The following is a 26,198-nucleotide window of genomic DNA, read 5'->3' as shown; positions in this document are numbered from 1 at the left end:
AGGTGTGAAGACGGCGATTCAAACGCCAAACCCCCTTGCGCCGCACACGGCGAGTGCGACGCCTAGCCGGTTTCGCCTCGCAATGCATGTCGCAGCGCGCAACGGCGCTTAACACGCGTTTCGGTATCATCCGCGCCATGACGCAGCGCCCGGCCAACCGGGCGCCGCGGCTTTAGCCCGGCCCGGAATCCCTCGTTCGCACGGAGAATCCGGACCCAGCCAGTCTGAAGCTGACCAGCGCGCCCGGCACTGGATCCGGGACCGGAATGATTCGGACCTCATCCCTATTCTGAGGACCTTCCCCCGATGACCGTCGCCGCGACGTTCGAAATCGAGTATCTCCAATACCTCGGCGCAGACGGTCGACCCGTCGCCGAGATTCCGGCCGCGTTCAAGGACGCCAACACGCTGCTGCCGCTGTTCAAGCAAATGCTGTTCGTGCGCACCTTCGACACCAAGGCCATCGCCCTGCAGCGCACCGGCAAACTGGGCACTTACGCCGCTTGCCTCGGCCACGAAGCCACCCATGTCGGGATCGGCGCATCGATGCTGCCCGACGACGTGTTCGCACCGAGCTATCGCGAATACGGCGCGCAGTTCATGCGCGGCGTGCAACCGCGCGAAGTGCTGATGTACTGGGGCGGCGACGAACGCGGCAACGACTTCGCCGGTCCGCGCAAGGACTTCGCCTGGTCGGTGCCGATCTCGACCCAATGCCTGCACGCCGCCGGCGCCGCGCTCGCATTCAAGCTGCGCAAGGAAAACAACCTCGCGGTCGCCTGCTGCGGCGACGGCGGTTCGTCCAAGACCGACTTCTACGCCGCACTGAATTCGGCTGGCGCTTACCAACTGCCGCTGATCCTGTGCGTGATCAACAACGGTTGGGCGATCTCGGTACCGCGTTCGGCCCAGACCGGCGCCAAGACCCTGGCCCAGAAGGGCCTGGCCGGCGGCCTGCACTGCCTGCAGGTCGACGGCAACGACCTGATCGCGGTGCTCGAAGGCATGCGCCGCGCCGCCGAACTCGCCCGCAGCGGCCAAGGCGGCAGCGTCATCGAGTTCATGACCTATCGCCTGCACGACCACACCACCGCCGACGACGCGCGCCGTTACCGCGACGAAGCCGAGGTCAAGGACGCGTGGACGCGCGACCCGATGCCGCGCCTGCGCACCTATCTCACCGCACAGGGCGTGTGGAACGAAGAACTCGAAAAAGCCTGGGCCGAGGAATGCGGCAAAAAGGTCGACGTCGAGATCAACGCCTATCTGGAAACCCCGGTGCAACCGGTCGAAGCCATGTTCGATTACCTCTACGCCGACATGCCGGCGGACCTGCTCGCCCAACGCGCCGCCGTACTCGCTCTGGAGGGCCGTCGATGAACGTCGCCACCAAGACCACCGTCGATACCGCCCAGCCGGTCGCCACGCCCGCCGCGATCACCCTGATCGAAGCGATCACCCAAGCGCTCGCCTATGAGATGCGCCACGACGACAGCGTGCTGGTGCTCGGCGAAGACGTCGGCGTCAACGGCGGCGTGTTCCGCGCCACCGCCGGCCTGCAGCAGGTGTTCGGCCCGGAACGCGTGCTGGATACGCCGCTCGACGAAACCACCATCGCCGGCCTCACCGTCGGCCTGGCCGCGCAGGGCATGAAGCCGGTCGCCGAAGCGCAGTTCGACGGCTTCGTCTATCCGATGCTCGACCACATCATCTGCCACGCCGCGCGCTTCCGTCACCGCACCCGCGGCCGCCTGACCTGCCCGATGGTGCTGCGCGTGCCGTGGGGCGGCGGCATCCGCGCGCCGGAACACCACAGCGAAGCCAACGAGGCCTTGTTCACCAACGTGCCGGGCCTGCGCGTGGTGCTGCCGTCGTCGCCGGCGCGCGCTTATGGCCTGTTGCTCGCCGCGATCCGCGATCCGGACCCGGTGATCTTCTACGAACCCAAGCGCATCTACCGCCAGTACAAGGAAGTCGTCGCCGACGACGGCGAAGCCTTGCCGCTGGACGTGTGCTACGTGCTGCGCGACGGCACCGACATCACCCTGGTCACCTGGGGCGCGCAGGTCAAGGAAGCGTTGGAAGCGGCCGACAAACTCGCCGGCGAAGGCATCAGCGCCGAAGTCATCGACGTCGCCACGCTCAAGCCGCTGGACTTCGCCACCATCGCCGAATCGGTCAGCAAGACCGGCCGTTGCGTGATCGTGCACGAGGCGCCCAAGACCGCCGGTTTCGGCGCCGAGATCGCCGCGCGCCTGGCCGAGGAGTCGATGTACGACCTGCTCGCGCCGGTCGAGCGCGTCACCGGCTACGACACCCACATCCCGCTGTTCCGTCTGGAAATGAAGTACCTGCCGAGCGTCGACAAGATCGTCGCCGCGGCCAAGCGCGCGATGGCCAACGGCTGACGCGCGCGCTTCGACACGACGGGTTCCCACGAACGCATCGTCCGGTCGCCGACCGGCGATGCGCAGCATGCAGGACGAAGGCCGAACGCGGGCCTTCGTCGATCACCCTCCTAGAGAACGAGTCATGAGCGATACCAAGACCTTCCTGCTCCCCGACCTCGGCGAAGGCCTGCCCGACGCGACCATCGTCGAATGGTCGGTCAAGGTCGGCGACACCGTCCGTCTCGACGACACCCTGGTGTCGATGGAAACCGCCAAAGCCGTGGTCGAAGTGCCCTCGCCCGTGTCGGGCAAGGTGATCAAGCTCGCCGGCGCCGCCGGCGACGTGATCGTCACCGGCACCATGCTGGCCGAGTTCGAGATCGACCCGAACCTGCCGCAGCGCGCCGACGGCCAGGACACCGGTCATCATCACGGCGGCGGCCATGCCCCGGCAGCGCAGGCCGAAGCCGCTCCCGCCGCGGCCAAGCCCGCCGAAGCCGCGGAACGTGCCGACAGCGGCACCGTGGTCGGCGCGATGCAGTCCTCCGACGCGGTACGCAGCGAACAAGCGGTCGCGGTCGGCGGGGTCAAGGCGATGCCGGCGGTGCGCGCGCTGGCGCGCAAGCTCGGCGTCGACCTGAGCCGCGTACGCGCCACCGGCGCCGACGGCGTGGTGACCATGGACGACGTCAAGCGCGCCTCGGTCGACGGCAGTGCCCAGGCCGGCGCAGCGCCGGTGCAGCGCGCGGCCGATCGCGCACCCGCGCCGGCCGCGGCACCGGCTGCGGTCGCCGCACCGGTACGCAGTGCACTGTCGGCTTCGGGTCGGCCGATGCGCACCCAGCCGCCGGGCGTCGCCGTCACCGGTCAGCCGGAACAGCTCAAGGGCGTGCGCCGCAACATGGCGCGGGTGATGGCCGATGCGCACAGCAAGGTCGTGCCGACCACGCTCGCCGACGACGCCGACATCAACGCCTGGCAGCCGGGCAACGACATCACCGGCCGCTTGGTGCGCGCGATCGTCGTCGCCTGCAAGACCGTGCCCGCGCTCAACGCCTGGTTCGACGGCGACAAGCTCACCCGCACCCTGCATCCGCAGGTCGACATCGGCATCGCGGTCGACACCGACGACGGCCTGTTCGTGCCGGCGCTGCGCAATGCCGACGTGCTCGATTCGCGCGGCGTGCGCGAGGCGATCAACCGCCTGCGCGCGCAGGTCGAGGACCGCAGCATTCCGGCCTCGGAGCTCAGCGGCTACACCATCTCGCTATCGAACTTCGGCATGTTCGCCGGCCGTTATGCGACGCCGGTGGTGGTGCCGCCGACGGTGGCGATCGTCGCCGCCGGCAAGGGCCGTCACCAGATGACCCCGGTGATGGGCGGCTTCGAATCGCACAAGGTGATTCCGCTGTCGCTGACCTTCGATCACCGCGCCTGCACCGGCGGCGAAGCCGCGCGTTTCCTCAAGGCGATGATCGACGACCTCGCGCGTCCGAACTGAGTCCTAGCGAAAGACACCGCTCCCGCATCGCGCGGGAGCGGTTCGGGCGCCTGCAGCGCTCCCGATCGACCACCACGGCGCCGGCCCCGCGCGCCGTGCTCGCGGACCGGCCTCGCCTTCGCACGAGCGCCACCCACGGCCGCCCTGACCCACTCCGGGTCCTTGAAGCTCCATTTTCTACCCGACCTCCCCCGCCGCGCCTGCGGGGCGGCCGCTGCCGCCTGCCCTCCGGCCTCCCGACCGGCATACCGCAACCGCGATAAGCATCACGCTCGCGGCTTCGATTGCGTTTCGGAATAAATAATTCCCTAAATCAATTAAACAGGAATCGCGCTAGCGTCGGCCCGCAATCCCGGCGTCGGGCGCCTGCCTCGGAACCCCGGCCCGTCCTTCCCGTCCTCATCGTCAGTCGAGAGGTTCCAGCATGAAGCGTTCCCTGCGCACGATCCTGTCGTGCATTTCACTCGTGGCGTTCGGCCTGATCGCGCCGGCCGCCAACGCGGCCCGGCCGGCCTTCCAGATGCCGTTTCCCTGCGGCCAGACCTGGTACGGCGACACCTATCCCGGCCACGGCCTGCGCTATGCGGTCGACCTCAACCACCAGCCGCGTCCGCTCAGCGACGCCGACCTCGGCTCGACCGTGGTCGCCTCGGCCGGCGGTACCGCGCACACCTACAACCCGCATCCGGGCACCGGCTACGGCAGGTTGGTGGTGATCGATCACGGCGGGGGCTGGCAGACCTATTACGCCCACCTCAACAGCATCTCGGTCGGCAACGGCGCCAGCGTGTCGCAAGGGCAGAAGATCGGCACGCTCGGCAAGACCACCCGTCCCGGCAACAGCATCTCCGCGCACCTGCACTACGAACAGCGCCTCAACGGCGACGACCAGAAGATCGTCTGGAACGGCGCGACCATCGTCTACGACCAATATGAAGTCGCCTACAAGAGCCGCAACAGCTGCAGCGCAGGCGGCGCCACCGGCACGGTCAAGACCAGCGGCACGCCGCTCAACGTGCGCTCCGGCCCGGGCACTGGCTACAGCATCGTCGGCTCGCTCGCCAACGGCGCCAGCGTCACCATCCGCTGCCAGAAGACCGGCGAATCGGTCAGCGGCACCTACGGCACCAGCAATCTGTGGAACAACATCGGCGCCAGCGGCAGCAACCGCTATATTCCGGATGCCTACACCTACACCGGTTCCGACGGCCGCGTCGCACCGGATTGTTGATGACCCCATAAATAAGCGCGACGGCGCAACGGGGCGGCGGCACAGCCGCCGTCCCGATGTCCGCTTCGCATCGAGGACGCCGATGACCCACGCCCACCGTTCGCCGACATGAGTACCGCCCGACTGGGCATGGCGCTGCTGACCTCGGCGCTGATCGGGGGCTTGGTCGGCGCGGCGATCACGCGCTCGTGGATGGCGCCTGCGACGCCCCCGAGCCGCGACGCCGCCACGCCATTGCCCGTATCGGACCGCAGCGCGAACCGGCCGCAGCACTCGGCCCTGGCCGACGCCCTGGCCGGCGACGGCCCGCGCAGCCGCGGCGCCGACGACCTCGACCGCAATATCCGCCGCGCCGCGCAAGACCCGGGCCATCTGCGCGAACTGCTGCGTCGCTACAGCTTCGAGACCGATCTCGACCGGCGCGGCGCCTTGCTCGCGATCCTGCAGGGTGTGGCCAACGACGAGGTGCTGCAGCTCGGTCGGCAACTCGCCGGCAATCCCGACCCGGACATGCGTCGCAATGGACTGGCCCTGCTCAAGGCGTTTCCGCTCGACGTCGCCGCAGTGCGCGACACCTTGGCGCGGCAGTTGCGCGACGAGCGCGACCCGGCGCTGCTGAAGGAAAGCATCGACATGCTGGCGCCTGCGGTCGTCGCCAGCGAAGACGCAGCGCCCTTGCTCGAACGCCTCGCCGCTCTGCGCAGCCATGCCGACGCCGAAGTGCGCGCCAGCGCGGTGCTGCAATCGGTGCGCTGGAACAAGCGTGGCGACGACGCAGCCATCCTCGAGGCGGCGCTGATCGATCCGGACATCGCCGTGCGCCGCGCCGCCATCGCCGGCATCGAAGCCTCCGGCGCGCGTTCGGATCGGCTCAAGATCGCCTTGCTCGATATCGCCGGCGATGCCCGGGCCGACGCCGAGCTGCGCCGCTCGGCCGCGTTCGCTCTGCAGAACTTCGCCCTCGATCGCGATGAGTACGCCTTGTACCGCGATGCGCTCGCCCGCGCCGACGGCCAGGGCCAGGCACTGCCCTTGCACTGAATCGCGACCGCCGCTCGCCGCTAGGATTGCGCGCCGCATCGCATCGCCGGCACTGCACCGCCGGCACTTCCCCGCCCGCGGCCGGCGCGGCAACCTGCACGTCGGTCCACTTCCTCACGGAGCACTGCCATGACCCATCGCAGCCGCCTGGCCGGATTCATCATCGATTGCGAAACCGGCGACCTCGACGCCGCCGCGAATTTCTGGAGCGGCACGCTCGGCCTGGCCCGGGTCGAAACCTACGACGACGACGGCGCCGAGTACGTCTCGCTCGCCGACGGTCCCGCCCACTTGCAGATCGAAGTGCAGAAGGTCGCGCATCCCTCGCGCGTGCACCTGGACATCGAGAGCGACGACCTCGACGCCGAAGCCGCGCGCCTGGAAGCGCTCGGCGCCAAGCGCGTCGCCTTCGTCAAGCGCTGGTGGGTGATGGAAGCGCCGACCGGCCAGCGCTTCTGCATCGTGCGCATGAAGCATCCCGAACAGGGCGCGCCACCGAACGTCTGGGACTGACGCCAGGCACTGGAGCGTCCGCTCCCGGCCGTTTCAGCTGTCGTCGACGACCAGCCGGTCGCGGCCGCTCGATTTCGCCCGGTACAAAGCCTGGTCGGCGCGATCGAACACTTGCTCGGGGCGGTCGCGTTCGGGCTCGCCGCCGGCGATGCCGATCGACACGGTCAGCGGAAACGGCAGCGATGAGCGCCCGATGCGCTGACGGATGCGTTCGCCGACTTCGGCCGCCGTCGCCAGATGGGTGCCCGGCAGCACCACCAGGAACTCCTCGCCGCCGAAACGCACCGCGACGTCGCCTTCGCGGATCGAACCGGCGACCGCATCGGCGACCGCGCGCAGGGCGCGATCGCCGAGCAGATGGCCATGGCGGTCGTTGACCATCTTGAAGTGATCGACGTCGATCAGCATCAAGGTGTAGGCGGCGCGGCGCAGGCTATCCATCGAGTCCTCGCTGCCGAGCAGTTGCGCGAGCGCCGTGCGATTGAGCAGGCCGGTCAGCGGATCGTGACTGGCACTGTGCTGGAGCAGGTCGTGGCGCCGCTGCAGATCGGCCTGGGCCTGTTCGAGTTGCTCGGCGAAGGCCTCGCGCTCGGACAGCAGGCGCCGTTGTTCGATCGCATAACGGCGCAGCTCGAACAGATGCTGGACCTGACGGGCGATCGCCGCCAGGCCGTCGCGCTGTGCGCCGCGTAATTCGCGCGGCACGTTGTCCATCACGCACAAAGTGCCGAGCGCATGACCGTCGGGGCTCAGCAGCGGTGCTCCGGCATAGAAGCGCAGCGGCCGGCCTTCGAGTTTCAGGCCGAGACCGGCGAAGCGCGGGTCGTCGGCGACGTCCTCGACCACCAGTACCTGGTCGGGCTGCGCTTCGGCGATCAGCCGATGGCAGATCGAGTCGCTGCGCGGCCGCTCCGACTCCTTCAGCCCGACCCGCGCCTTGAACCAGACCCGGCCGTTGTCGACCAGGGCGATCGCCGCCGCGGGAGCCTGGCACAGCGTCGCCGCGAGCCGGACCAGATCGTCGTAAGCGCTCTCGGACACACTGTCGAGCAGACCATAGCCTGCGAGCGCGAGTTGGCGGCCGGACTCGTCTCCGGATTCGGTCGGCATCGGTTGCGGACGCAACGGCACGACGGACATCGGCAGGTCGGGGCGTAGTTTTCCAGGCCCTGGACGCTACTCCGGCGCCGATTCAGTGTCCGTGAACGATCCGACCGGGTGCACACTTCGGGTGGACCACGGTTCAGCCCGTCGCCGCCGCAGCCGAGACGGGGGCTTCAACCCCGGCGATCGAGCCACACGCCCAGGCCCTGGGCATTGAGCTCGATATCGACCGCCAGCCCAGCGTGGATCTGCGCCTCGCTGAGCGGGCTGCCGTGGGCCAGGGCGCGCTCGGTGTACAGCGCCCTCAGCGCTTCGCTCAGGCGCGCATGGCGTTCGCCGTCGGCAGCCGGGGCTTCGCGACCGATCCGCACCATCGCATCGATCTGTTCGATCAGTTCGGTGCCGAGCCGCTGCACGTCGCCGACGCGGCCGTAATGGGTCAGGTACATCGCTTCGGGGTCGCTGGCCAGCATCATGCGAATCGAGGCCTTGAGCGGCTCCGGCTCGAACTGCACCGGCGAGCTGGTCGGCACGATGAAGGGCCCGCGCGCCGAATCGAATTCGCGATAAGACAAGCCGAAGGTGTCGCCGGTGAACCAACTGCGGCTGCGCTCGTCCCACACGCACAGGTGATGGCGCGCGTGCCCGGGCGTGTCGACGCACAACAAAGGCCGTCCGCCGAGAGCGACGATGTGGCCGTCGCGGGCGATGACCACGCGCTCGGCCTCGATCGGCACGATCTCGCCGTAGCTGCGGGCCATTTCCTGCGCGCCGTAGACCGCGGTCGCGCCGGCGATGAGGCGCGCCGGGTCGATCATGTGCGGTGCACCGCGCGGATGCACCACCAGGCGCGCATTCGGCAACTGCCGCATCAGCGCGCCGGCGCCGCCGGCATGATCGAGATGAACGTGGGTCAGGATCAGCCAATCGATGTCGGCCGGCGTCAGGCCCTGCGCCGGCAGCGCGGCGAGCAAGGCCGGGATCGAATGCTGGGTGCCGCAATCGATGAAAGCCCCGCGGCCACTGTCGACGAGCAGGTATGCGGCGTCGAAGATCGGCCGATGGAAGCCGGTGTCGATGGTGACGATGCCCAAGGATTCGCTCATGACGGCACTGTGCGGCGGAGTCGGCACCCAGTCTATGCGCTGCGCGCCGCAGCGACATGCGGCTTTGGTCGGAGGATCGTGCACCTCCTGCCCGCTCGAGCCAGGCCACTCAAGCCGGGCCATTCAAGCGAAGGCCTTCAGCCGCGCGTCTTCAATCGAGAAAGTTGGTCAAACGCCTCAACCAGCGCCAACGCACCACGCCGGCGATGGTCAGCGTCGCCAGGAACACCCCATAGCCCAGCGAGGTCGCGAAGATCTGCGGCCACATCGCGCCATAGGCATCGCCGGCGTAGCGATGCGCCCAGCGGATCGCCAGCACGAAGGCGCATACCGACGCCGCCAACGACACCGCGTCGAACAAGCGCCGCGCGGCATTGCGCGGCTGCCGCGGGTACAACCAGAACAGCGCGCCGAGAATCGCGAACCAGGGCAAGAACAGGATCAGCGCCAGGTTGAGTTCGACGAACCGGCTCACGACGTCGCGCTGTCCTTCGCCGCCTGCGCCTCGGCTTCGGCTTGGACGATCGCGGCCAGGGCCGCGGCCACCGCATCGCGGCGCGCGTCGTCGACCGCATCGGCGGCGGCCAGCAAAGCCGCGACATCGCTCTTGCCGGCCTTGAGCGCGGCGATCAGCTGCCCGGCATCCTTCGGCGAGGCGAAGCCGCGGCTCTGCAGCAGCACCTCATCGCCGTCGGCGAGCTTGAAATAGAACTGCCCGTCGGCTTCGCGGTACTGCTTGAACACCGGCAGGCTCGCCTTGCTCTCGGCCCTGGCCTTGATCGAGGCGTGGCTCGGCGCCTGCGACAGATCGCGCAGGCCGACCGCTTCGCGCAGCGCCTTCATGCGCGGGCTGACGTGCTGGGCGCGCACGCGGCGTGCACCGTCGACCAGGATCGCTTCGATGTCCTGCGGGCGCGCCATCAGGGTTTCGTACTTCGCGCGCAGCGGCGCGATTTCGCTGTCGATGCGCTCGAACAAGGCCTGCTTGGCTTCGCCCCAGCCGATGCCCTCGGCGAAGGCGCGGCGCATCGCATCGGTTTCCTCGGCGCTGGCGAAGGCCTGGTAGATCTGGAACAGGGCCGAACCTTCGGTGTCCTTGGCTTCGCCCGGCGCGCGCGAGTCGGTGACGATCGAATAGATCAGTTTTTTGAGCGTGTCGCGCGGCGCGAACAGAGGAATGGTGTTGTCGTAGCTCTTGCTCATCTTGCGGCCGTCCAGGCCCGGCAAGGTCGCCACGCTTTCCTCGATCAGCGCCTCGGGCAGGACGAAATGCTCGCCGTACAGATGGTTGAAACGCTGGCCGACGTCGCGCGCCATTTCGATGTGCTGGATCTGGTCGCGGCCGACCGGCACCTGGTTGGCGTTGAACGCCAGGATGTCGGCCGACATCAGCACCGGGTACATGAAGAGGCCGGCGGTGATCGCGGCATCGTCGTCCTCGCCTTCGGCACGGTTCTTGTCGACCGCGGCCTTGTAGGCGTGGGCACGGTTGAGCATGCCCTTGCCGGCGACACAGGTCAGCAACCAGGACAGCTCCGGAATCTCGACGATCTCGCTCTGGCGGTAGAACCAGACCCTGGCCGGATCGAGCCCGCAGGCCAGCCACGCCGCCGCGATCTCCAGGGTCGAGCGCTGCACGCGCTCGGGCTCCTGCACCTTGATCAGCGCGTGCAGGTCGGCGAGGAAATAGAAGCTTTCCATGTCCGGGGCGAGGCTCGCGGCGATCGCCGGGCGGATCGCCCCGACGTAGTTGCCGAGGTGCGGGGTGCCGGAGGTGGTGATGCCGGTCAGGATGCGGGTCTGGGTCATTGCCGATCATGGGTGGAACGTGGCCGGCCAGTGTACCCGCTGCCCGCCGGGGCCCGCCTCGTCCGCAGGTCCGGCGGATTCGCGTCAGGGCGGCGCCAGGCCTGCGCCGGTGCCTCTGCGCCTGAGCGCCAGCTGAGCGCCGCATGGAGCCGCACACGCCGCACCCGCGGACTTTGGCCGCGGTAACCCCGTTGCGGGAACCGGTGCGTTTGCATGCACGACCACCCAGGAGACACCGCCATGTTCCGCACCCTCGCCCTGCTCGCCGGTGCCGTGTTGACCGCCACCGCCTGCACCCCGGCTTTCGGCCGCCCGCTGGTCGACCTCGCGGTGATCGACCGCGACAGCGGCGACTGGCTGCCGGCCTATCCGCACCGCGGCCAGCAATGGATCGCCGGCACGCCCGGGCACCGCTATTCGGTGCGCCTGACCAACACCACCGGCCAACGCGTGCTGGTGGTGCTGTCGGTCGACGGCGTCAACGCGGTCAGCGGCCAGACCGCCAGCCCCTCGCAGGCCGGCTACGTGCTCGACGCCTGGCAATCGACCGAGATCAACGGCTGGCGCAAATCGCTCGACGACGTCGCCCAGTTCGTCTTCACCGATCTGCCCGACAGCTATGCCGCGCGCACCGGGCGCCCCGACAACGTCGGCGTGATCGGCGTGGCGGTGTTCGAGGAACGCCCCGTTTATCGCGAAATTTATCGCGAACCGCCGCGTCCCTATCCTTATCCCTACCCGGCGTCCCCGCCGTATGGCCGCGCCGAGGGCATGGCCGAGGCCGAACGCCGCGCCTCCAACGGCGCCGCCGCGCCGGCCGCCACTGCCTCGGCAGCGGGCAAGGCGCGCGAAGCCGCCGCCGACAGCGCGGCCGCGCAGTCCATCGGCACCGGCCACGGCGCGCGCGAATGGTCGCCGGTCTCGCAGACCGACTTCGTCCGCGCATCGCGTTCGCCGGCCCAGGTCATCCAATTCCGCTACGACGATTACCGCAACCTGGTCGCACGCGGCATGGTGCCGCGTTACCGCGCGCCGTATCGCGATAACGAACCGCGCGCCTTCCCGAACGGTTTCGTCGCCGACCCGCCGCCGCGCGGCTGGTGATGTCGGATCGAGCCAGCGCTCGATCGAGCAGTCTGCGGCGCAACGAAAACGGGCCGGACGAATCCGGCCCGCTTCCCCTTCTTTGATTCCCGATCGACTCTCGCACGCGGTTTAGGGCATGCTCGCGACGACGATCGGTTTACGCCTATTTATGCCAGGCGCATGAGCGCATCGCTCAGTTCAGCGTCTTGCCGAATTCCTTCACTTCCTTCTCGGCGCGATCGCGCTCCCAACCATAGCGCTCCTGCAACTTGCCTGCGAGGTATTCGGAGTTGCCTTCGGCGATATCGAATACGTCGTCGGTCAGATCGCCCCACTTGGCCTGGGCCTTGCCTTTGATCTGGGTCCACTTGCCGGCAATGATGTCTTTGTTCATCGATAACACTCCTTCGTTGGGGGAAGTCGGATTCGGCACGACGAGCAATGCATGCAGCGCGTCGTTGGCTCGCCGATATCGCCCGAACAGACTCGCAGCGCGGACGTTCCGATGAGGTCACGATTGCGTTAGCCGCGGCTTGATGTCGGTGAACGGCATGAATCCTTCAGTCCGTTTTCGTGCGCGCGGTTGCGCTTCCACTGTTTGCTCGGCAGTGCCGATGCCGCCATCCGGCGCCAAACCCCAGACATGGAAAAGGCCGGATCGCTCCGGCCTCTCCACTCGTCTCGTTGGACCGAACGGCTTATTTGCCGTCGCGGACCTCTTCGGCCTTCTGCTCGACCTTTTCACCGGCCTTCTTCACGTCCTTGCCGGCACCGGCCACGGTGTTGCAAGCGGTCAGGGTGCCCATCGAGAACAGGGCCAGCAGCAACAGGGCAGTCAAACGCTTCATAGGATCTCCTTGGTCGATTACGGGTACCAGATCGGGCCGCGCACGCAGTCGCGTCCTGGCTGCATCAAACGCGAGCGAATGTGAAGCCGATGTGCAGCGCCGGCCCGAAACCCAAGCAAACAAAGCCCTCCCGCCGTATCGCCGTCAGCCGCGATTCATCGCCGAGGCGACGCCCGCGGTCATTCGCGCATCAGGGTCGATTTTCCGAACAGGCTCTCGACCAGATCGACCGCGAGCTTGGCGGTGCGATTGCGCTTGTCGAGGATCGGATTGAGTTCGACGATGTCGAGCGAAGCCAGGCGGCCGCTGTCGGCGATCATCTCCATCACCAACTGCGCTTCGCGATAATTCGGCCCGCCCGGCACGGTGGTGCCGACACCAGGCGCGATGCTCGGGTCGAGGAAGTCGACGTCGAAGCTCACGTGCAGATGGGTGTTTTCGTCGACGCCTTCGAGCGCTTCCTCCATCACCCGCTTCATGCCGATCTCGTCGATGTAGCGCATGTCGTAGACATCCAGCCCATGTTGCTGGATCAGCTGCTTCTCGCCGCGATCGACCGAACGGATGCCGATCTGCCGGATCTCGTCGGCGCGCATCGCCGGCGCCGAGCCGCCGAGGTGGGTCAGCGCTTCCGGGCCGAGGCCGCACAGGCACGACACCGGCATGCCGTGGATGTTGCCCGACGGCGTGACCTGGCTGGTGTTGAAGTCGGCGTGCGCATCGAGCCAGAGCACCCGCAGTTGCTTGCCGGTTTCGCGGCAATACTGCGCGACCGCGGTGATCGAACCCAGGCCGAGGCAGTGATCGCCGCCGAGCAGGATCGGCATGCGCCCGTCGCGCAGTTCCGCGCCGACCGCATCCATGACCAGACGGTTCCAGGCCACCACTTCGGGCAGATGCCGATAGCCTTCGACCGGCTTCTGCCAGGGATTGCGCGGCCCGTCGAGGTTGCCGCGATCGACCACGTCGACGCCGCGTGCGCTCAAGGCTTCGCCGAGACCGGCGATGCGCAAGGCTTCCGGTCCCAGGCGCGCGCCGCGATGGCCGGCACCGACGTCGGTCGGCGCGCCGATCAAGGACACCGGAGGATAAGTACGACTCATGAGACTTCCTCTTCCCTGCGCCGGCTTGGCGACGCATGAGGGATATCGATAGTGAACGCGGACGATGCCCGCGGCATCGCGCGATCGCCGCAACAGGGCCGCGCGTTGCGCTGCGGCCGCCGACGATGCCGGCATTCTAGCGCAGGGCGGATGCGGGGCTGTTGCGCTGCGGCGCTGCAGCAGGGGCTGGGTACGGGATGGATGGAAGAACGACGGCTCGGCCTGCCTTGGCGGCATCGCGGATGGTGACCCGCTGCGGGGCGTTCGCGGTCTGGACAAGCACCGGAACGGTTCGGGCCGTTGGATGGATTTACCGGGCGGTTGTTTTTATCGGTATTCACGTGGTGCCGCTTGTCCGAATCGAACGGACGACCGCTCGCTTACAAGGCGAGTGCTCTACCAACTGAGCTAAAGCGGCAAGATACGTGACGGCGCGTCGTGCGGACCGGGTCCCGGGGATCGATACGGCGACGGCAGGCGCATTCTACGCGCCCCCGCCGCCCACGGACAGCGCGCGCTCAGCCGAGGGCGCCGCAGGACACACTGCGCCAACGCTGGGCGCCGGCGGCACGGCGCAAGGCATCGCCGTTCGAGGTGGTGGTGGCGGCATCGATCCAGGTCGCCGACGCAGTTTCACCGAGCGCTTCGACCCGCACCGGGAAACCGGCCTCGCTAAGCGAGGACGCACGCTTACGCGCCGACTCCTCGCTGCGGAAACGGCCGAGGGCGATGCCGTTGGCGTCGGCGCCGCCGCCCATCACGAACAGATCGCTGAAGCCGGCGGCGCGGATGCGCTGCGCGGTCGCCTGCGCGGCCTCGGCGCTCGCGGCCGGCGGCAGATACACCCGCCAACCGCGCGAAGGATTCGAGCTGCCGGCTTGAGTCCGCGTCGCCAGCTTCTGTGCGAGCGGCTGCAACTTCGCCCGCGCCGCGTCGGCGGCCGCGGCATCGGCGAAGGGGCCGATGCTGAAGCACTGCGCTTTCGCCACTTCGGCCGGCGGCGGCACCGGCACCGGCGCCGTGGCGACAGTCGGCGGCGGCACTGCGGCCAGTGGCGTGCCGCTGGCGGCGTCGAGCTTCGCGGCCGCGGCCGCGGTCTTGGCCGCTTCGCCCTGATCGGCGTCGGGCTGGCTCGCGCTCGCCACCGGCAGCTTGCCGGCGCTGTCGACCAGGGCCGCGACCGGCGCCGATGGCACGGCCGCGCCGACTTGCGCCGCAAGCTTGGATTCGTCCGCCAGTTGCAGGCGCGCGACGCCGAGCGGGAGCGTTTCCTCGACTGCGGCAGCCGGGACGGGACGCGCGACCCACCAGGCGGCAACGCCGATGTTGAGCGCGATCAGCAGAACGATGAGGGCACGGACGAGCATGCGCGGATTCTATCGCCTGGGTTCAAGGGGAAGTTTCGATGCCGGCCCAGATCGCGAGTCCTTGCAGGACCAGCGTCGGGACCAGGCTCGGCGACGGCAGTCCGGCGGCCAGCGCATCGGCGCCGCCGCCGTGCAACAACAAACGCGGCGGCTGGCCGAACTTCGCTGCCGCCGACGCCAGGCTGCGTTCGATCAGCGCCAGTGCCGCACCGTCGCAACCCGAGGCCAGGGCATCTTCGGTATCGGCGGCGAAGTCGAGCGTGTCGCCGCCGTGCTCGGGCAGTTGCGGCGCGCGCGCATGCAAGGCTTCGCGCATCAGGGTCGGCGACGGCGCGATCAGGCCGCCGTGATGCAGTCCGTCGGCGTCGAGCAGATCGATCGTGAGCGCAGTACCGACGCCGCAGATCAAGGCCGCGCCCTCGCCTTGCGCATGCGCGCCGAGCAAAGCCAGGAAACGGTCGGCGCCGAGCTTGCGCGGCTCGGCATAAGCGATGCGCAGCGTGTCGGAACGCGCCGCGGCGAAGCCCTGCGGCGAACGGAAGCTCGCTTGGGTGCGCGCGATCGAGATCCGCCGGCAGCGTGCGGTCAGCGCTTCGAGCACGGCCAAGCGCAGCGCCGGATGCGCCACACTGGCCAGATAGGCCACCTCGATCCGCTCGGCCGGCAAGGCTTCGGCAAGCGCGGCGGCGACGTCTTCCTCGCGGTGCGGCAAGGCCACGGCGTCACCCGGGCGGCCGTCCGCGCCGAGCGGCGCGCACTTGAGCCGGGTGTTGCCGAGATCGAACAGCCAAGCGCTCAACCCAATGCTCCTTGCGCGCGCCGCACGCTGACTTCGCCGGCATGGAAACGCCGTTCTTCGCCGTCGTCCAGGCGCACGCGCAGGGCGCCGTCGTCGGCCAGGCCTAGGGCGATGCCCTGATGCGTCGCGTCGGCGCCGTGCACGCTGATCGCTTGCCCGGCCAAGGCATCGAACGCGGCGTAGCGGTCGAGGAACGGCGCCAGCCCGGCCGCGTCGAATTCGTCCAGCGCCGGCAGCAAACGTTCCAGCAAAGCCGCCGCGACCGTGTCGCGGGCCAGGACGCGTCCGCCGGCGAGGCCGGACAGGTCGCTCCAGGGCTGGTCGATCGACGCCGCCGCGGCAGCCGGCATGCGCACGTTGAGCCCGAGCCCGATCACCGCGCGCGCCGGCCCGGCGTATTCGCCGCCGCCTTCGATCAGCAGGCCGCCGAGCTTGCGCAGGCCGTCGCCGTCGAGCACGACCAGGTCGTTCGGCCATTTCAGCCGCACCGCGGCATAGCCGAGGCCTTGCAGCGCCTCGACCGCGGCGATGCCGGCGACCAGGCTGAGCCCGCCGAGGCGCGCGAGCCCGCCGCCGAACGAACGCGACAGCGAGAGGTACAGATGCGCGGCCAGCGGCGAAGCCCAGACCCGGCCGCGGCGCCCGCGTCCGCCAGTCTGGCGCTCCGCCAGCAGCACCGCGACGCCTTGGGCCGGGGTCGGCCGGCGCAGCAGTTCGCTGTTGGTCGAATCGATGCTCCAGGCCACTTCGAGCGCGGCCAGCCGCGCCCGCGTCGGCGCCGTCAGCGCGGCGCGGATCGCTTCGGCATCGAGCAGATCGAGCGGTTGCGACAACGCGTAACCACGCCCCGGCTTGGCTTCGATCGCTACACCAGCTTCGCGCAAGGCTTCGATGCGCTTCCACACCGCGGCACGGGTCTGCCCGGCGGCGCTGGCGAGCGCATCGCCGGTGGCGGGACCTGCGATCAGATGCTGTAACAGCGCGCGGTCGTCCATCAGCTCCGACGCCAACGGTGCAGCAGACGCGCGCCGGCGAAGCGCGATTCGGTGCCGGCGCGCAGGCGCGCGAGATTGCCGCGATGGGTGAACACGACCAGCGCCGCGGCGGCTATCGCGAAGCATTGCCGCGGCAGGCCGGCATCGCCGAGCCAGGCGAGCACAGGCAGGCACAGCGCCGCGATCACCGTGGCCAGGCCGACATAGCCGCTGGCGATCAGAACCGCGGCCCAGACCAACAACAGCAGCGGAACCGCGAACGGCCACAGCACCATCAGCCCACCGACCAGGGTCGCCGCACCCTTGCCGCCGCGGAACCCGTGCCAGATCGGCCAGACATGGCCCAGCACCGCGGCGAACGCGGCGAGATAACCGTGCGCGGTCACCGACAAGCCGGTGCCGACCGGGGCGTAACGCAGCGCGAGCCAGGTCGCGAGCGCGCCCTTGCCGATATCGATGAAGACCACGGCCAGTGCGAAACGCAGGCCTTGGGTACGGAAGGCATTGGTGCCGCCGGCGTTGCCGCTGCCCTGCTCGCGGATGTCGATGCCGCGCAAGCGCCCCAGCAGCAGGCTGCCCGACAGGGAACCGATGGCGTACGCCGCCAACAGCAAGGCCACCGACAACGGCGCCACCGCGACGGCAGCGGACAGGGACGATGGGAGGGCAGCGAACGACATGGGCGAATTATGCGCGAGCCGATACGAGAGCCGATACGGATTCGAGCACCGTGCCGGTCAAGACCCTGCGATGTCGCCAGGCGCCTGAAGGGTAGGAGCGGCGCCAGCCGCCACCGCCATCCCACACCTCGCCACGCAACGTCACGGCGTGGCCTCTCAGCCCTGCCCGGTTCCCGTCCCCGGCGCCGGCTGCACCGACACCAACAAGGCTCCGCGCCCGGCATGGGCGCCCAGCGCCGGCCCGGTCTCGACCAGCCAGGCCTGTTCCAGATCGAGGCGGCGGCGCAGGGCTTCGAGCAGACGCTCGCCATCGCCGAAGGCGTCGCAATGGCCGACGATCGCGCGCCAGCGCTGCCCCTTCGGCAGCCGTCGCGCCAGATGACGGGCAAAGGCTTCCGGCGCTTGTTTCCTGGCGAACAGACCGCCGCTGACGCTGAGCCGGCCCTCGGGTTTCATCTTCGCGACCGGGGTCAGGCCGGTGTAACGCACCAGCGGCTCGGCCCAGGGCGGAATCCGGCCACCGCGCACTGCGTGCGAAATATCCCGCGCCATCGCCCAGGTCCGGGTCAGCGGACGCAGCCGTTCCAGCTCGGCCACGATCGCCGCCAGTTCGCCCCCGTCGGCGGCCAATTCGGCCGCGCGCCAGGCCAGCAAGGCTTGGCCGCCGGCGGCATTGAAGCTGTCGAACACCTGCACCCGGCGCGCATCGGCGCGCGCGGCAGCCTGTTCGCCCGACTGCAGGGTGCCGGAGACCGCACGCGACAAGCCGACGTACAAGACCTCGGCGCGGTGCCCCAGCAGGAACTCGAACGCGCGGCGGAAATCGCCCGGCGGCGGCTGGCTGGTGCGCGGCAAGTCGGCGCTGCTCGCCATGCGCCGGTAGAACTCGGCCGTAGCCAGGCCGATCTTGTCGAGATAGTCGCGGCCGTCGATCGACACCCGCACCGGTACCACGTGCAGGCCGTAGCGTTCGGCCAGGGCCTCGGGCAGATCCGCGGCGCTGTCGGTCACCACCGCCACCCGCTGCACACGTTCGACGCTGCGTTGCTGCTGCAGCATGTCGTCGGCCTTCATCGCCTCGACCGCGCCGAACGCCGCGCAGGCATCGAACAAACGCTGCGGCGCGCCGACGTGAGCATGCACGCGCATGCGCGCCTCGCCGCCGGCCAGGACCAGCGAATCGGCACCGATCGCTTCGAGCGCGGCGAGCAGCCGGTTGCGTTCGATGCCGCTGCCGATCACCAGGCATTCGCTGCACCAGCGCCGCTGTGGGTCGACCGTGTCGTGGACCGGCGTCAGCGCCTGCTCGTGCTCATGCCCATGCTTCGGGCCGGCTTCGTTGGCGGCGCTGAGGCTCGCATGCACGCGCAGCACGCGCGGGCCCCCGTCGACGAATTCGGCGATACCTTCGAGCAGGTCGACGAAGCCCTTGGCGCCGGCGTCGACCACGCCGGCCTTCTGCAGCAGCGCCATCTGCTGCGGCGTGCGCGCCAGCGCGCTGCGGGCCTGGATCAGGGCGGCGGCGAAACCCGGGCGCGGGTCGCCGTCGCGGCTGGCCAGTGCGGCTTCGTCGAGCGCATCGGCGAAAGCATTGATGACGCTGAGGATGGTGCCCTCGACCGGATGCGCCAGCGCAGCGCGGGCATTGACCGCGCCGTGGCGGACCGCGGCGGCCAGGGTCGCGGCGTCGAGCTCGGGCTGGCTGCGTGCGTACTCGGCCACCCCGTGCAGGAACTGAGCCAGGATCGCCCCGGAATTGCCGCGCGCGCCATCGATGGCGTCGTCGCCGATTCGCAGCAGCAACTCACCGATATGGCGGCTACGCCGGCTGAGCGCCCCATTCAGCAGACTGCCGAGGGTATGCGCGAGGTTGTTGCCGGTGTCGCCGTCGGCGACCGGGAACACGTTGATGCGGTTGAGCAGGTCGCGCCCGGCGATGACCCGGCGCGCCCCCGCGATCAAGGCCCGGCGCAGGGCAGGCGCGGTCAGCGGAGGACGGGCGGTCGCCATGGCGGCAGTCTGCGGCAAACCGGCGGTGGCGCCTGCTGCGGCGCAGCATCGATCTTGCGCGGCCGGAGGCGGCCTCAGGTCGCAGTTTCGCGCTATAGTCGAGAAATCGCTCGACGCCGGATTCCGGCCGGGCCGATCAAGGATTCCGCCATGTTACGGATCTGCCTGTGCCTGCTGTTCGCCCTCGCCAGTGCGACCTTGGCCGTCGCGGACGTCAACGCACGCGAAGTCAACAAGCTCAGCCCGAACGACGCCTGCCCCGAAAGCAGCGCATCGCGCAAGGACACGGCGGCCCGTCCGAACGGCCGCAGCGCCGCGCCGCCGACCGCGCGCGACACCAAGGCCAAGCCCAGCGTGCACAGCGACGCCGAAGGCAACAACCGCCTGCAGTCGCCGCGCTGGCACAACTTCCTGCCGGGCATGTTCCGCTGATCCGCTGACGGCACCGCCTTTGTTCGACCTGTTGCGCCGTCTGCGGCGCCCGCCCCTGATCGATGACGCCTTGTGGCGCGACGCCGTCGCCGCCTTGCCGTGGGCGCGTGCGCTCGACCCACAGCGGCAACAACGCCTGCGCGAGCTGGCCGCGCGCTTTCTGCACGAAAAGACCATCAGCCCGATCGGCGAGCTCGAACTGGACCCGCAGCAGCGTTGCCTGCTTGCGGCCTTGTGTTGCCTGCCCCTGCTCGAGTTCGGCCGCGAAGGCCTGCGCGGCTGGTCGCAGTTGATCGTCTACCCGGATGCGTTCCGGGTGAACCGCAGCCACACCGATGCCGCTGGCGTGCTGCACGAATGGCAAGACGAACTGATCGGCGAGTCCTGGGAAGCCGGCCCCTTGATCCTGTCCTGGGCCGACGTGCTGGCCGACTGCGAAGCACCGCGCGCCGGCTTCTGCGTGGCCGCGCACGAAATGGCGCACAAGCTCGACGCGCTCGACGACCTGCTCGACGGCACCCCGCCCTTGCCGCGCCCGTGGCAGCGCGAATGGGCGCGCGATTTCCAGCAGGCCTACGACGCGTTCGTCGCCGACGTCGACGCCGGCCGCGAAACCGCCATCGACCCCTACGCCGCCGAAGCGCCCGAAGAATTCTTCGCCGTCGCCACCGAATACCACTTCAGCGACCCCGTCCTGCTGCGCGAACAGATGCCCGCAGTCGCTGCGCATCTGAAGCGGTTCTATGGGGTGTCGCCGTTCGCTTGAGTTACACGGCAAGCGATTTCGCAGGGCAAGCATCGAAGCGGCCAATGCGGCGCTCTACCCCCTTGTAGGAGCGACGTCAGTCGCGATTGCGGGACGCGTAGAGATAACGAGGCCGTTATCATTCGCCGAAGCGGCGCGCTCTTCGCCGGGGTAGGTGCGACGCAAGTCGCGACCGGGGGCGCGCAGAGATAACGAGGCCATCGTCATTCGCCGAAGCGGCGCGCTCTTCGCCGGGGTAGGAGCGACGCAAGTCGCGACCGGGGGCGCGTAGAGATAACGAGGCCATCGTCATTCGCCGAAGCGGCGCGCTCTTCGCCGGGGTAGGTGCGACGCAAGTCGCGACCGGGGGCGCGTAGAGATAACGAGGCCATCGTCATTCGCCGAAGCGGCGCGCTCTTCGCCGGGGTAGGAGCGACGCAAGTCGCGACCGGGGCGCGCAGAGATAACGAGGCCATCGTCATTCGCCGAAGCGGCGCGCTCTTCGCCGGGTAGGAGCGACGCAAGTCGCGACCGGGGGCGCGCAGAGATAACGAGGCCATCGTCATTCGCCGAAGCGGCGCGCTCTTCGCCGGGGTAGGAGCGACGCAAGTCGCGACCGGGGGCGCGCAGAGATAACGAGGCCATCGTCATTCGCCGAAGCGGCGCGCTCTTCGCCGGGGTAGGAGCGACGCAAGTCGCGACATCGTCCTGGCGGCCTCCGGCGCAGCCTTCAAGCAAGAGCAAAGCTTCCGTCCGCTGACGCGGCCGGGTTACTTTCTTTTGCTAAGCCCAAAAGTCCCACAGGGAGTTCCTTCGGTCAAAGCTAACCAAAGAAAAGGGCTCTCCTTGCAAGGGCACAAGCCCGCACGATCGATGCCGACGCAGGGATGCTCCAGACAGGCCATCCATGGCCTGCTTGCGCACGGCCCGCATCCATGCGGGCCGCCCTACGGGTCTTCAATTGACCGGGAAAGCGGAAAAGCGGGAAAGCCAGGCAGATAACGATCGCCGCGAGACCGTCGCAGCGTGGTCGCGACTTGCGTCGCTCCTACCCAAGCGAAAGTGCGTCGCTTCGACGAACGACATCAGCTTGGTCACCTCTACGCGTCCCGGTCGCTCCTACAAGGGAGATGCCCAGGACGACGCGAGGTGGAGACATGCCGGTCGCGGCTTGCGCCGCTCCTACCCTTTGAGCCGTCGTAGCCGTGCGTTGCCGTTGCCGTTGCCGTTGCCGTTGCCGTTGCCGTTGCCGTTGCCGTTGCCGTTGCCGTAAAGATTTTGCTATTGCTGTGCGTAGCCAGGCACTAGCGAAGGCAATCGAAGACCCGGAGGGCGGCGCGCAGGGAGGCGCGCCGTTTTTCATCGGGACATGGATGTCCCGTATGAAAAAGCCCTGCGTCGGCATCGCTCGCGCGGGCTTGTGATTCAAAGAGAGCATTTTTCTTTGGTTACCTTTCTTTTGTTGCTTTAGACAAAAGAAAGTAACCCGCCGCTTTAGTGGCGGAAGCTCTTGGCGTTTGATCTAGATATTGATCTTGCTTGAGCGAGACGCCGCAAGACCGAAGCAGCGCGGTCGCGGCTTGCGCCGCTCCTACAGAGGGTTTCCCTAAGACGACGCAAGGTTGAGACATCACGGTCGCGGATCACGCCGCTCCTACAGGGGCCGCCCCAAGACGACGCACACGTGGCGATTGCATAGCGCGACCGCGCCGAACCACCCCAACGCCTCACAACCCCGGCGGCAACTTCACCTCAAAACGCGTACCGCCGAGCTCCTCGGACGGAATCACATCGAGCGTGCCGCGATACCCCCTCACCAGGTCCTGCACGATCGCCAGACCGATGCCGTGGCCGTGCACGCGCTCGTCGCCGCGCACACCGCGTTGCAGGATGGAGGCGATCTTCTCCGGCGGAATGCCAGGGCCGTCGTCGTCGACGGCGAGCAGCAGGCCCGGCCGGCGGTTGGCCGCGGTCTCGCCCGACTGCACGGTCAGCAGCACCCGCGAATTCGCCCACTTGAACGCGTTCTCGAGCAGATTGCCGAGCAGCTCCTGCAGGTCGCCCGGCTCGCCATGGAATTGCACGCCCTCGGCGACGTCGAACTCGCACAGGATGCCCTTGGACGAGTACACCTTCTCCAGGCCGCGCACGATCTCTTCGGCATGCGGCTCGATCGCGATCGGCGCGGCGAACAGCGCGTGCCCGCCCGACGCGGCGCGCGCGAGCTGGTACGAAACCAGGTCGTTCATGCGCCGCAACTGCACGTCGACATCCTCGCGCAGCCCGGCGTCGATCGCCGCGCCGCCGTTCTGGTCGTCGTCCAGGCGCGCGCGCAGCACCGCCAACGGCGTTTTCAGGCTATGCGCCAGGTCGGCCAGGGTGTTGCGCTGGCGGTCGAGGTTCTCGCGCTCGCTCTCGATGAAGGCGTTGATGCTTTCGGTCAGCGGTTCCAGCTCGCGGGGGTGGCGCTCGCTCATGCGCGAGGCCAGGCCGCGCTGCACGCGCTTGAGTTCCTCGATCACTCGCTTCAGCGGGCGCAGGCTCCACTGCATGATCAGCGCCTGCAACAGCAGCAGGATCACGCCGGCGCCGCCCAGGTTGCGCCAAAGCGACAGGCGGAACACCGCGACCTGCTGGCGCAGCGCGCTGGTGTCTTCAAGAATGTAGATGGTGTATTGGAATTCGGACTTGGAATCGCCGTCGACGCTCCAGATCAGGCCGCGCCCGTAGCGATACGCCTCACCGGCATGGCCGTTGATCTCGGTGATCGGCAGCGGCCCTTCGAAGGTCTCCTCGGCGGCCTTGAGCATGCCGCCGTCGGGCAGCACCGGCCCTTGCGCCGACATCGAGTCCCAATGCCCGTTGGGCAGGATCACTTCCGCGTACAGGCCGCTGCCGGGCCGGTCGAAACGCGGGTCCGGCGGGTCGTAGGGCGGAATGATCTCGCCGCCGCGGCCGAAGTCGGTGTCGGCGGCGTAGGCCAGCGCATAACTGGTCAGGCGCTGGCGCATATTGCTCTCAGCCGTTTCCAGGAACGCGCGGTCGAGCGCGTAACCGGCCAAGGCGAGAAAGGCGAGCAGGCCGAGGCTCGCGGCCAGCAGCTGGCGCGCGCGCAGCGAGCGGGGCTGACCCCAGCTCATGGCATCGGACGGGCCGGACGGCCCGCATCAGGAGGAGACGCGGGCCGCATAGGGGTCCGGAAAGGTTCCTGGATCAGTCGCCGCTGCGCGGAATGGCGAACCGGTAGCCGCGACCGCGTACGGTCTCGATCGGCTTCAGGGCGCCGTCCGGATCGAGCTTCTTGCGCAGGCGGCCGATGAAGACCTCCAGCACGTTCGAGTCGCGGTCGAAATCCTGCTGATAGATGTGCTCGGTCAGGTCGGCCTTAGAGACCAGCTCGCCGGCGTGCATCATCAAGTATTCCAGGACCTTGTACTCGTAGCTCGTCAGGTCGACGTTGCCGCCGTTGACGCTGACCGTTTGCGCGGCCAGGTCGAGCATGACCGGCCCGCATTCCAGGGTCGGCTTGCTCCAGCCCGCGGCTCGGCGCACCAGCGCGTTGAGACGCGCCAGCAGCTCCTCGACGTGGAACGGTTTGACCAGGTAGTCGTCGGCGCCCTGCTTCAGGCCCTCGACCTTGTCCTGCCAGCTCGACCGCGCGGTCAGGATCAACACCGGGAACTTCTTGCCTTCGTCGCGCAGGGCCTTGATCAGCTCCATGCCCGACATCTTCGGCAATCCCAGGTCGATGATGCCCAGGTCGAACGGCACCTCGCGGCCCATGTACAGGCCTTCCTCGCCGTCTTGCGCGGCATCGACCGCGAAGCCCTCGCGCTTGAGGCGGGCGGCCAGGGTCTCGCGCAGCGGCGCTTCGTCTTCGACCAGCAGAATTCGCATGGGCACTCCCTTGTATAAATATCGGCCCGACAGGATCGTTTGGGCCGTCGAAGCGAAGGTTAGTCGTTGTTATTGTCGTCGCCGCGTGTAGGGCGGTCGTCGTCGCGGCGCCCCCGCTGCTGCGGGTCGTCCATGTATATCCGGACCCGGCCGCTGGAATCGACGACCTTGACCCGGTTTACGTCACGGCCGTCGAAAGGGATGCGCTCGGCGCTCAGGACCTGGCCGCCGCCGCTCTCCCGCTCGACCCGACGGATGGCGTCGGACAGGGAGCGATGGTCGTCGCGGCGGTCGTGCCCGCGGCCGCCGCGGCCGTCGTCGTGCTGAGCCAGGGCGTTGCCGGCCGCGGCGCACGAGGCGACGAGCAGCAGCAACGACAGGACGCGGGTGGACCGGATGCTCATGACGATCTTAGGATGCCCCAGCGGAACAATAATGTGCGAACTTGCGACGTGGGGGCATTTTCGGAACGGGGCAGTGAATCCGATCTGAACTTTTCGGTTGCATCCGAGCTGCCATTCAGGCCGGTTCGACCGCCATCACACGTGGAGCGGGCAAAGCGACCGCGCAGCTGAGAGTCATTCCTAATAAATCTCGCCGACGCAGCAGCGCAGCGAGCCGCCCCCAGCCTCGATCGCGTCTAGTTCGACCGTCGCCAGCGCGAAACCGGCCGCGTCCAGGCCGGCCCGGGTCGACGCGGCGAGCGCCCGCCCGGCGGCGGCGCTCATCCAGACCCGGTCGGCCGACAGCGCGATCGAGTTCGCCACAAAGGCGGCATGCTCGGCCGCCGACAGGATCAGCCCGTGCGGGGCATAGAAACCGGCGACCGCCGCCGCCAGCGCCGGTTCGGCGAAGCCGGCCGGGCTGACCAGCGCGGCGCGGCCGGCCAGGACCGCCAGCACGACATTGGTGTGGTACTCGCCAGGGGCCAGTTCGAACAGCAGGGTCGCGCGCAGCCCCAGCGCCTCGTGCATGAGCCGTGCGCCGGCCTCGTCGCAGCGCTCGGACAAGCCGGCATAGCCCAGGCCGCGGGCGCGGTCGATCACCAGCGCCCCGGTGAGTTCGCAGGGGTGCGCCTGCACCGACAGATCGACCTCCTCATAGCCCAGCACCTGGCCGAAGAAGGCGCGGATGTCGCCGCGCCCGGCCTCGCGCTGGCGCACCGCGTGGCGCATCCGCCCGACCAGATAGCGCGGCGCCCCGCCCGGCTCCCGCGCCGCGTCGGGCCGTCCGGTCGCGAACACGTTGTTCGGGAACAGCGCGTCCGGGGTGTCCGGATCGCCGGCGAAGCAGATCGTCGGCAACACCGCCGACAGGCCGCGCTGCAGCTCGCGATGCTGGGCGCTGGCGCGGCCGGGGTCGAAATCGGCGGCCTGCGCCATGTAGCGGTTGTCGCCGGCCGACTGCTCGGCGCGGGCGAACCCGTCCGGCGCGACCAGGAACGCGGCGCGCGCCGTGGCCGGGCCGAAATCCGGCGCCAGCGCGCGGGCCTGGGCGAAGAAGAGGTCGGGATCGCGGGTGATCATGCGGGTTCGCTGGGA

Annotated in this window: 25 protein-coding genes and 1 tRNA gene; 9 read left to right on the top strand and 17 right to left on the bottom strand. The window is 68.8% G+C overall.

Going from position 1 to position 26,198, the window contains the following annotated elements; genetic code table 11:
- The first annotated feature begins 306 nt into the window (after positions 1–306).
- The 6 genes from pdhA (at position 307) to ACTOWK_RS17550 (ending at position 6,676) form a co-directional block, all read left to right on the top strand.
- Positions 307–1,380, top strand: coding sequence for a pyruvate dehydrogenase (acetyl-transferring) E1 component subunit alpha (gene pdhA, locus ACTOWK_RS17575; protein WP_441331395.1), 1,074 nt, complete (start codon positions 307–309; stop codon positions 1,378–1,380).
- Positions 1,377–2,408, top strand: a complete 1,032-nt coding sequence (locus ACTOWK_RS17570) for an alpha-ketoacid dehydrogenase subunit beta (RefSeq protein WP_051885130.1) — start codon at positions 1,377–1,379, stop codon at positions 2,406–2,408. The genes pdhA and ACTOWK_RS17570 overlap by 4 nt, the downstream gene beginning before the upstream one ends.
- A 124-nt stretch (positions 2,409–2,532) precedes the next feature.
- Positions 2,533–3,891 carry a dihydrolipoamide acetyltransferase family protein gene (locus ACTOWK_RS17565; protein ID WP_441331394.1) on the top strand — a complete coding sequence of 453 codons (1,359 nt, stop codon included), beginning with the start codon at positions 2,533–2,535 and terminating at the stop codon, positions 3,889–3,891.
- 424 nt (positions 3,892–4,315) lie between these two features.
- Entirely contained in the window at positions 4,316–5,122 is an 807-nt protein-coding gene (locus ACTOWK_RS17560) for a peptidoglycan DD-metalloendopeptidase family protein (RefSeq protein WP_441331393.1), read from the top strand.
- Between the two features lie 108 nt (positions 5,123–5,230).
- Positions 5,231–6,163 (top strand): hypothetical protein, encoded by a 933-nt coding sequence (locus tag ACTOWK_RS17555; RefSeq protein ID WP_441331392.1) that lies wholly within the window; start codon positions 5,231–5,233, stop codon positions 6,161–6,163.
- 129 nt (positions 6,164–6,292) lie between these two features.
- Positions 6,293–6,676, top strand: coding sequence for a VOC family protein (locus ACTOWK_RS17550; protein WP_441331391.1), 384 nt, complete (start codon positions 6,293–6,295; stop codon positions 6,674–6,676).
- Between the two features lie 33 nt (positions 6,677–6,709).
- Here the strand turns inward: ACTOWK_RS17550 and ACTOWK_RS17545 are convergent, their stop codons facing one another.
- From ACTOWK_RS17545 to ACTOWK_RS17530, 4 genes are all read right to left on the bottom strand, one after another.
- Positions 6,710–7,816, bottom strand: a complete 1,107-nt coding sequence (locus ACTOWK_RS17545) for a GGDEF domain-containing protein (RefSeq protein ID WP_441331390.1) — start codon at positions 7,814–7,816, stop codon at positions 6,710–6,712.
- 137 nt (positions 7,817–7,953) lie between these two features.
- Entirely contained in the window at positions 7,954–8,886 is a 933-nt protein-coding gene (locus tag ACTOWK_RS17540) for an MBL fold metallo-hydrolase (protein WP_441331389.1), read from the bottom strand.
- A 151-nt stretch (positions 8,887–9,037) separates the two neighbouring features.
- Positions 9,038–9,361, bottom strand: coding sequence for a hypothetical protein (locus ACTOWK_RS17535; protein WP_441331388.1), 324 nt, complete (start codon positions 9,359–9,361; stop codon positions 9,038–9,040).
- Entirely contained in the window at positions 9,358–10,695 is a 1,338-nt protein-coding gene (locus tag ACTOWK_RS17530; protein WP_441331387.1) for a tryptophan--tRNA ligase, read from the bottom strand. Before ACTOWK_RS17530 ends, ACTOWK_RS17535 begins: the two co-directional genes overlap by 4 nt.
- A gap of 240 nt (positions 10,696–10,935) precedes the next feature.
- Here ACTOWK_RS17530 and ACTOWK_RS17525 point away from each other — a divergent pair, with 240 nt between their 5' ends.
- Positions 10,936–11,799 carry a hypothetical protein gene (locus ACTOWK_RS17525; RefSeq protein WP_441331386.1) on the top strand — a complete coding sequence of 288 codons (864 nt, stop codon included), beginning with the start codon at positions 10,936–10,938 and terminating at the stop codon, positions 11,797–11,799.
- Between the two features lie 175 nt (positions 11,800–11,974).
- On the opposite strand, the gene ACTOWK_RS17520 is transcribed toward ACTOWK_RS17525, so the two are convergent.
- The 9 genes from ACTOWK_RS17520 to ACTOWK_RS17480 form a co-directional block, all read right to left on the bottom strand.
- The gene (locus ACTOWK_RS17520) at positions 11,975–12,175 is read right to left on the bottom strand and encodes a CsbD family protein (protein WP_031372697.1); all 201 of its coding nucleotides are present in this window, start codon (positions 12,173–12,175) and stop codon (positions 11,975–11,977) included.
- A 304-nt stretch (positions 12,176–12,479) separates the two neighbouring features.
- Complete coding sequence (locus ACTOWK_RS17515) at positions 12,480–12,629, bottom strand: entericidin A/B family lipoprotein (protein WP_031372696.1); 150 nt, start codon at positions 12,627–12,629, stop codon at positions 12,480–12,482.
- 179 nt (positions 12,630–12,808) lie between these two features.
- A complete protein-coding gene (gene rocF / locus ACTOWK_RS17510; RefSeq protein WP_441331385.1) occupies positions 12,809–13,732 on the bottom strand; it encodes an arginase in 924 nt (307 codons plus the stop codon).
- Positions 13,733–14,074: 342 nt separating this feature from the next.
- Positions 14,075–14,150: transfer RNA gene (locus ACTOWK_RS17505), tRNA-Thr, on the bottom strand.
- Positions 14,151–14,250: 100 nt separating this feature from the next.
- Positions 14,251–15,099 carry an SPOR domain-containing protein gene (locus ACTOWK_RS17500; RefSeq protein WP_441331384.1) on the bottom strand — a complete coding sequence of 283 codons (849 nt, stop codon included), beginning with the start codon at positions 15,097–15,099 and terminating at the stop codon, positions 14,251–14,253.
- A 22-nt stretch (positions 15,100–15,121) separates the two neighbouring features.
- Complete coding sequence (locus tag ACTOWK_RS17495) at positions 15,122–15,898, bottom strand: type III pantothenate kinase (protein ID WP_441331383.1); 777 nt, start codon at positions 15,896–15,898, stop codon at positions 15,122–15,124.
- Complete coding sequence (gene birA / locus ACTOWK_RS17490) at positions 15,895–16,893, bottom strand: bifunctional biotin--[acetyl-CoA-carboxylase] ligase/biotin operon repressor BirA (RefSeq protein ID WP_441331382.1); 999 nt, start codon at positions 16,891–16,893, stop codon at positions 15,895–15,897. Before birA ends, ACTOWK_RS17495 begins: the two co-directional genes overlap by 4 nt.
- Complete coding sequence (gene plsY / locus ACTOWK_RS17485) at positions 16,893–17,573, bottom strand: glycerol-3-phosphate 1-O-acyltransferase PlsY (protein WP_441331381.1); 681 nt, start codon at positions 17,571–17,573, stop codon at positions 16,893–16,895. The genes birA and plsY overlap by 1 nt, the downstream gene beginning before the upstream one ends.
- Positions 17,574–17,729: 156 nt before the next feature.
- Positions 17,730–19,583 (bottom strand): DegV family protein, encoded by a 1,854-nt coding sequence (locus ACTOWK_RS17480; protein ID WP_441331380.1) that lies wholly within the window; start codon positions 19,581–19,583, stop codon positions 17,730–17,732.
- A gap of 150 nt (positions 19,584–19,733) precedes the next feature.
- On the opposite strand from ACTOWK_RS17480, the gene ACTOWK_RS17475 reads away from it, so the two are divergent.
- On the top strand, positions 19,734–20,015 hold the full coding sequence (locus tag ACTOWK_RS17475) for a hypothetical protein (RefSeq protein ID WP_441331379.1): 282 nt from the start codon (positions 19,734–19,736) through the stop codon (positions 20,013–20,015).
- A 19-nt stretch (positions 20,016–20,034) separates the two neighbouring features.
- Positions 20,035–20,781, top strand: a complete 747-nt coding sequence (locus ACTOWK_RS17470; RefSeq protein WP_441331378.1) for a zinc-dependent peptidase — start codon at positions 20,035–20,037, stop codon at positions 20,779–20,781.
- 1,706 nt (positions 20,782–22,487) lie between these two features.
- On the opposite strand, the gene ACTOWK_RS17465 is transcribed toward ACTOWK_RS17470, so the two are convergent.
- The 4 genes from ACTOWK_RS17465 to ACTOWK_RS17450 all read right to left on the bottom strand — a co-directional run bounded on the left by ACTOWK_RS17465 (position 22,488) and on the right by ACTOWK_RS17450 (position 26,183).
- Positions 22,488–23,900 (bottom strand): ATP-binding protein, encoded by a 1,413-nt coding sequence (locus ACTOWK_RS17465; protein WP_441331377.1) that lies wholly within the window; start codon positions 23,898–23,900, stop codon positions 22,488–22,490.
- A 73-nt stretch (positions 23,901–23,973) separates the two neighbouring features.
- The gene (locus ACTOWK_RS17460) at positions 23,974–24,657 is read right to left on the bottom strand and encodes a response regulator transcription factor (RefSeq protein ID WP_031372686.1); all 684 of its coding nucleotides are present in this window, start codon (positions 24,655–24,657) and stop codon (positions 23,974–23,976) included.
- A gap of 59 nt (positions 24,658–24,716) precedes the next feature.
- Complete coding sequence (locus ACTOWK_RS17455) at positions 24,717–25,061, bottom strand: hypothetical protein (RefSeq protein WP_441331376.1); 345 nt, start codon at positions 25,059–25,061, stop codon at positions 24,717–24,719.
- A 180-nt stretch (positions 25,062–25,241) separates the two neighbouring features.
- On the bottom strand, positions 25,242–26,183 hold the full coding sequence (locus ACTOWK_RS17450) for an arginine deiminase-related protein (RefSeq protein WP_441331375.1): 942 nt from the start codon (positions 26,181–26,183) through the stop codon (positions 25,242–25,244).
- Positions 26,184–26,198: the final 15 nt, after the last annotated feature.

The organism is Lysobacter sp. CA196 (genome assembly GCF_052078695.1).
Classification (GTDB): Bacteria; Pseudomonadota; Gammaproteobacteria; order Xanthomonadales; family Xanthomonadaceae; genus Lysobacter.
This window is presented reverse-complemented; position numbering and strand designations above follow the sequence as displayed.

Excerpts from the sequence above, each read along its gene's own strand:
- ACTOWK_RS17520 (WP_031372697.1), bottom strand. The coding sequence starts at position 12,175 with ATGAACAAAGACATCATTGCCGGCAAGTGGACCCAGATCAAAGGCAAG.
- ACTOWK_RS17530 (WP_441331387.1), bottom strand. The coding sequence starts at position 10,695 with ATGACCCAGACCCGCATCCTGACCGGCATCACCACCTCCGGCACCCCG.
- pdhA (WP_441331395.1), top strand. The coding sequence starts at position 307 with ATGACCGTCGCCGCGACGTTCGAAATCGAGTATCTCCAATACCTCGGC.
- plsY (WP_441331381.1), bottom strand. The coding sequence starts at position 17,573 with ATGTCGTTCGCTGCCCTCCCATCGTCCCTGTCCGCTGCCGTCGCGGTG.
- ACTOWK_RS17545 (WP_441331390.1), bottom strand. The coding sequence starts at position 7,816 with ATGTCCGTCGTGCCGTTGCGTCCGCAACCGATGCCGACCGAATCCGGA.
- birA (WP_441331382.1), bottom strand. The coding sequence starts at position 16,893 with ATGGACGACCGCGCGCTGTTACAGCATCTGATCGCAGGTCCCGCCACC.
- ACTOWK_RS17455 (WP_441331376.1), bottom strand. The coding sequence starts at position 25,061 with ATGAGCATCCGGTCCACCCGCGTCCTGTCGTTGCTGCTGCTCGTCGCC.
- ACTOWK_RS17540 (WP_441331389.1), bottom strand. The coding sequence starts at position 8,886 with ATGAGCGAATCCTTGGGCATCGTCACCATCGACACCGGCTTCCATCGG.
- ACTOWK_RS17465 (WP_441331377.1), bottom strand. The coding sequence starts at position 23,900 with ATGAGCTGGGGTCAGCCCCGCTCGCTGCGCGCGCGCCAGCTGCTGGCC.
- rocF (WP_441331385.1), bottom strand. The coding sequence starts at position 13,732 with ATGAGTCGTACTTATCCTCCGGTGTCCTTGATCGGCGCGCCGACCGAC.
- ACTOWK_RS17560 (WP_441331393.1), top strand. The coding sequence starts at position 4,316 with ATGAAGCGTTCCCTGCGCACGATCCTGTCGTGCATTTCACTCGTGGCG.
- ACTOWK_RS17475 (WP_441331379.1), top strand. The coding sequence starts at position 19,734 with ATGTTACGGATCTGCCTGTGCCTGCTGTTCGCCCTCGCCAGTGCGACC.
- ACTOWK_RS17550 (WP_441331391.1), top strand. The coding sequence starts at position 6,293 with ATGACCCATCGCAGCCGCCTGGCCGGATTCATCATCGATTGCGAAACC.
- ACTOWK_RS17565 (WP_441331394.1), top strand. The coding sequence starts at position 2,533 with ATGAGCGATACCAAGACCTTCCTGCTCCCCGACCTCGGCGAAGGCCTG.
- ACTOWK_RS17460 (WP_031372686.1), bottom strand. The coding sequence starts at position 24,657 with ATGCGAATTCTGCTGGTCGAAGACGAAGCGCCGCTGCGCGAGACCCTG.
- ACTOWK_RS17555 (WP_441331392.1), top strand. The coding sequence starts at position 5,231 with ATGAGTACCGCCCGACTGGGCATGGCGCTGCTGACCTCGGCGCTGATC.
- ACTOWK_RS17500 (WP_441331384.1), bottom strand. The coding sequence starts at position 15,099 with ATGCTCGTCCGTGCCCTCATCGTTCTGCTGATCGCGCTCAACATCGGC.
- ACTOWK_RS17480 (WP_441331380.1), bottom strand. The coding sequence starts at position 19,583 with ATGGCGACCGCCCGTCCTCCGCTGACCGCGCCTGCCCTGCGCCGGGCC.
- ACTOWK_RS17570 (WP_051885130.1), top strand. The coding sequence starts at position 1,377 with ATGAACGTCGCCACCAAGACCACCGTCGATACCGCCCAGCCGGTCGCC.
- ACTOWK_RS17515 (WP_031372696.1), bottom strand. The coding sequence starts at position 12,629 with ATGAAGCGTTTGACTGCCCTGTTGCTGCTGGCCCTGTTCTCGATGGGC.
- ACTOWK_RS17450 (WP_441331375.1), bottom strand. The coding sequence starts at position 26,183 with ATGATCACCCGCGATCCCGACCTCTTCTTCGCCCAGGCCCGCGCGCTG.
- ACTOWK_RS17525 (WP_441331386.1), top strand. The coding sequence starts at position 10,936 with ATGTTCCGCACCCTCGCCCTGCTCGCCGGTGCCGTGTTGACCGCCACC.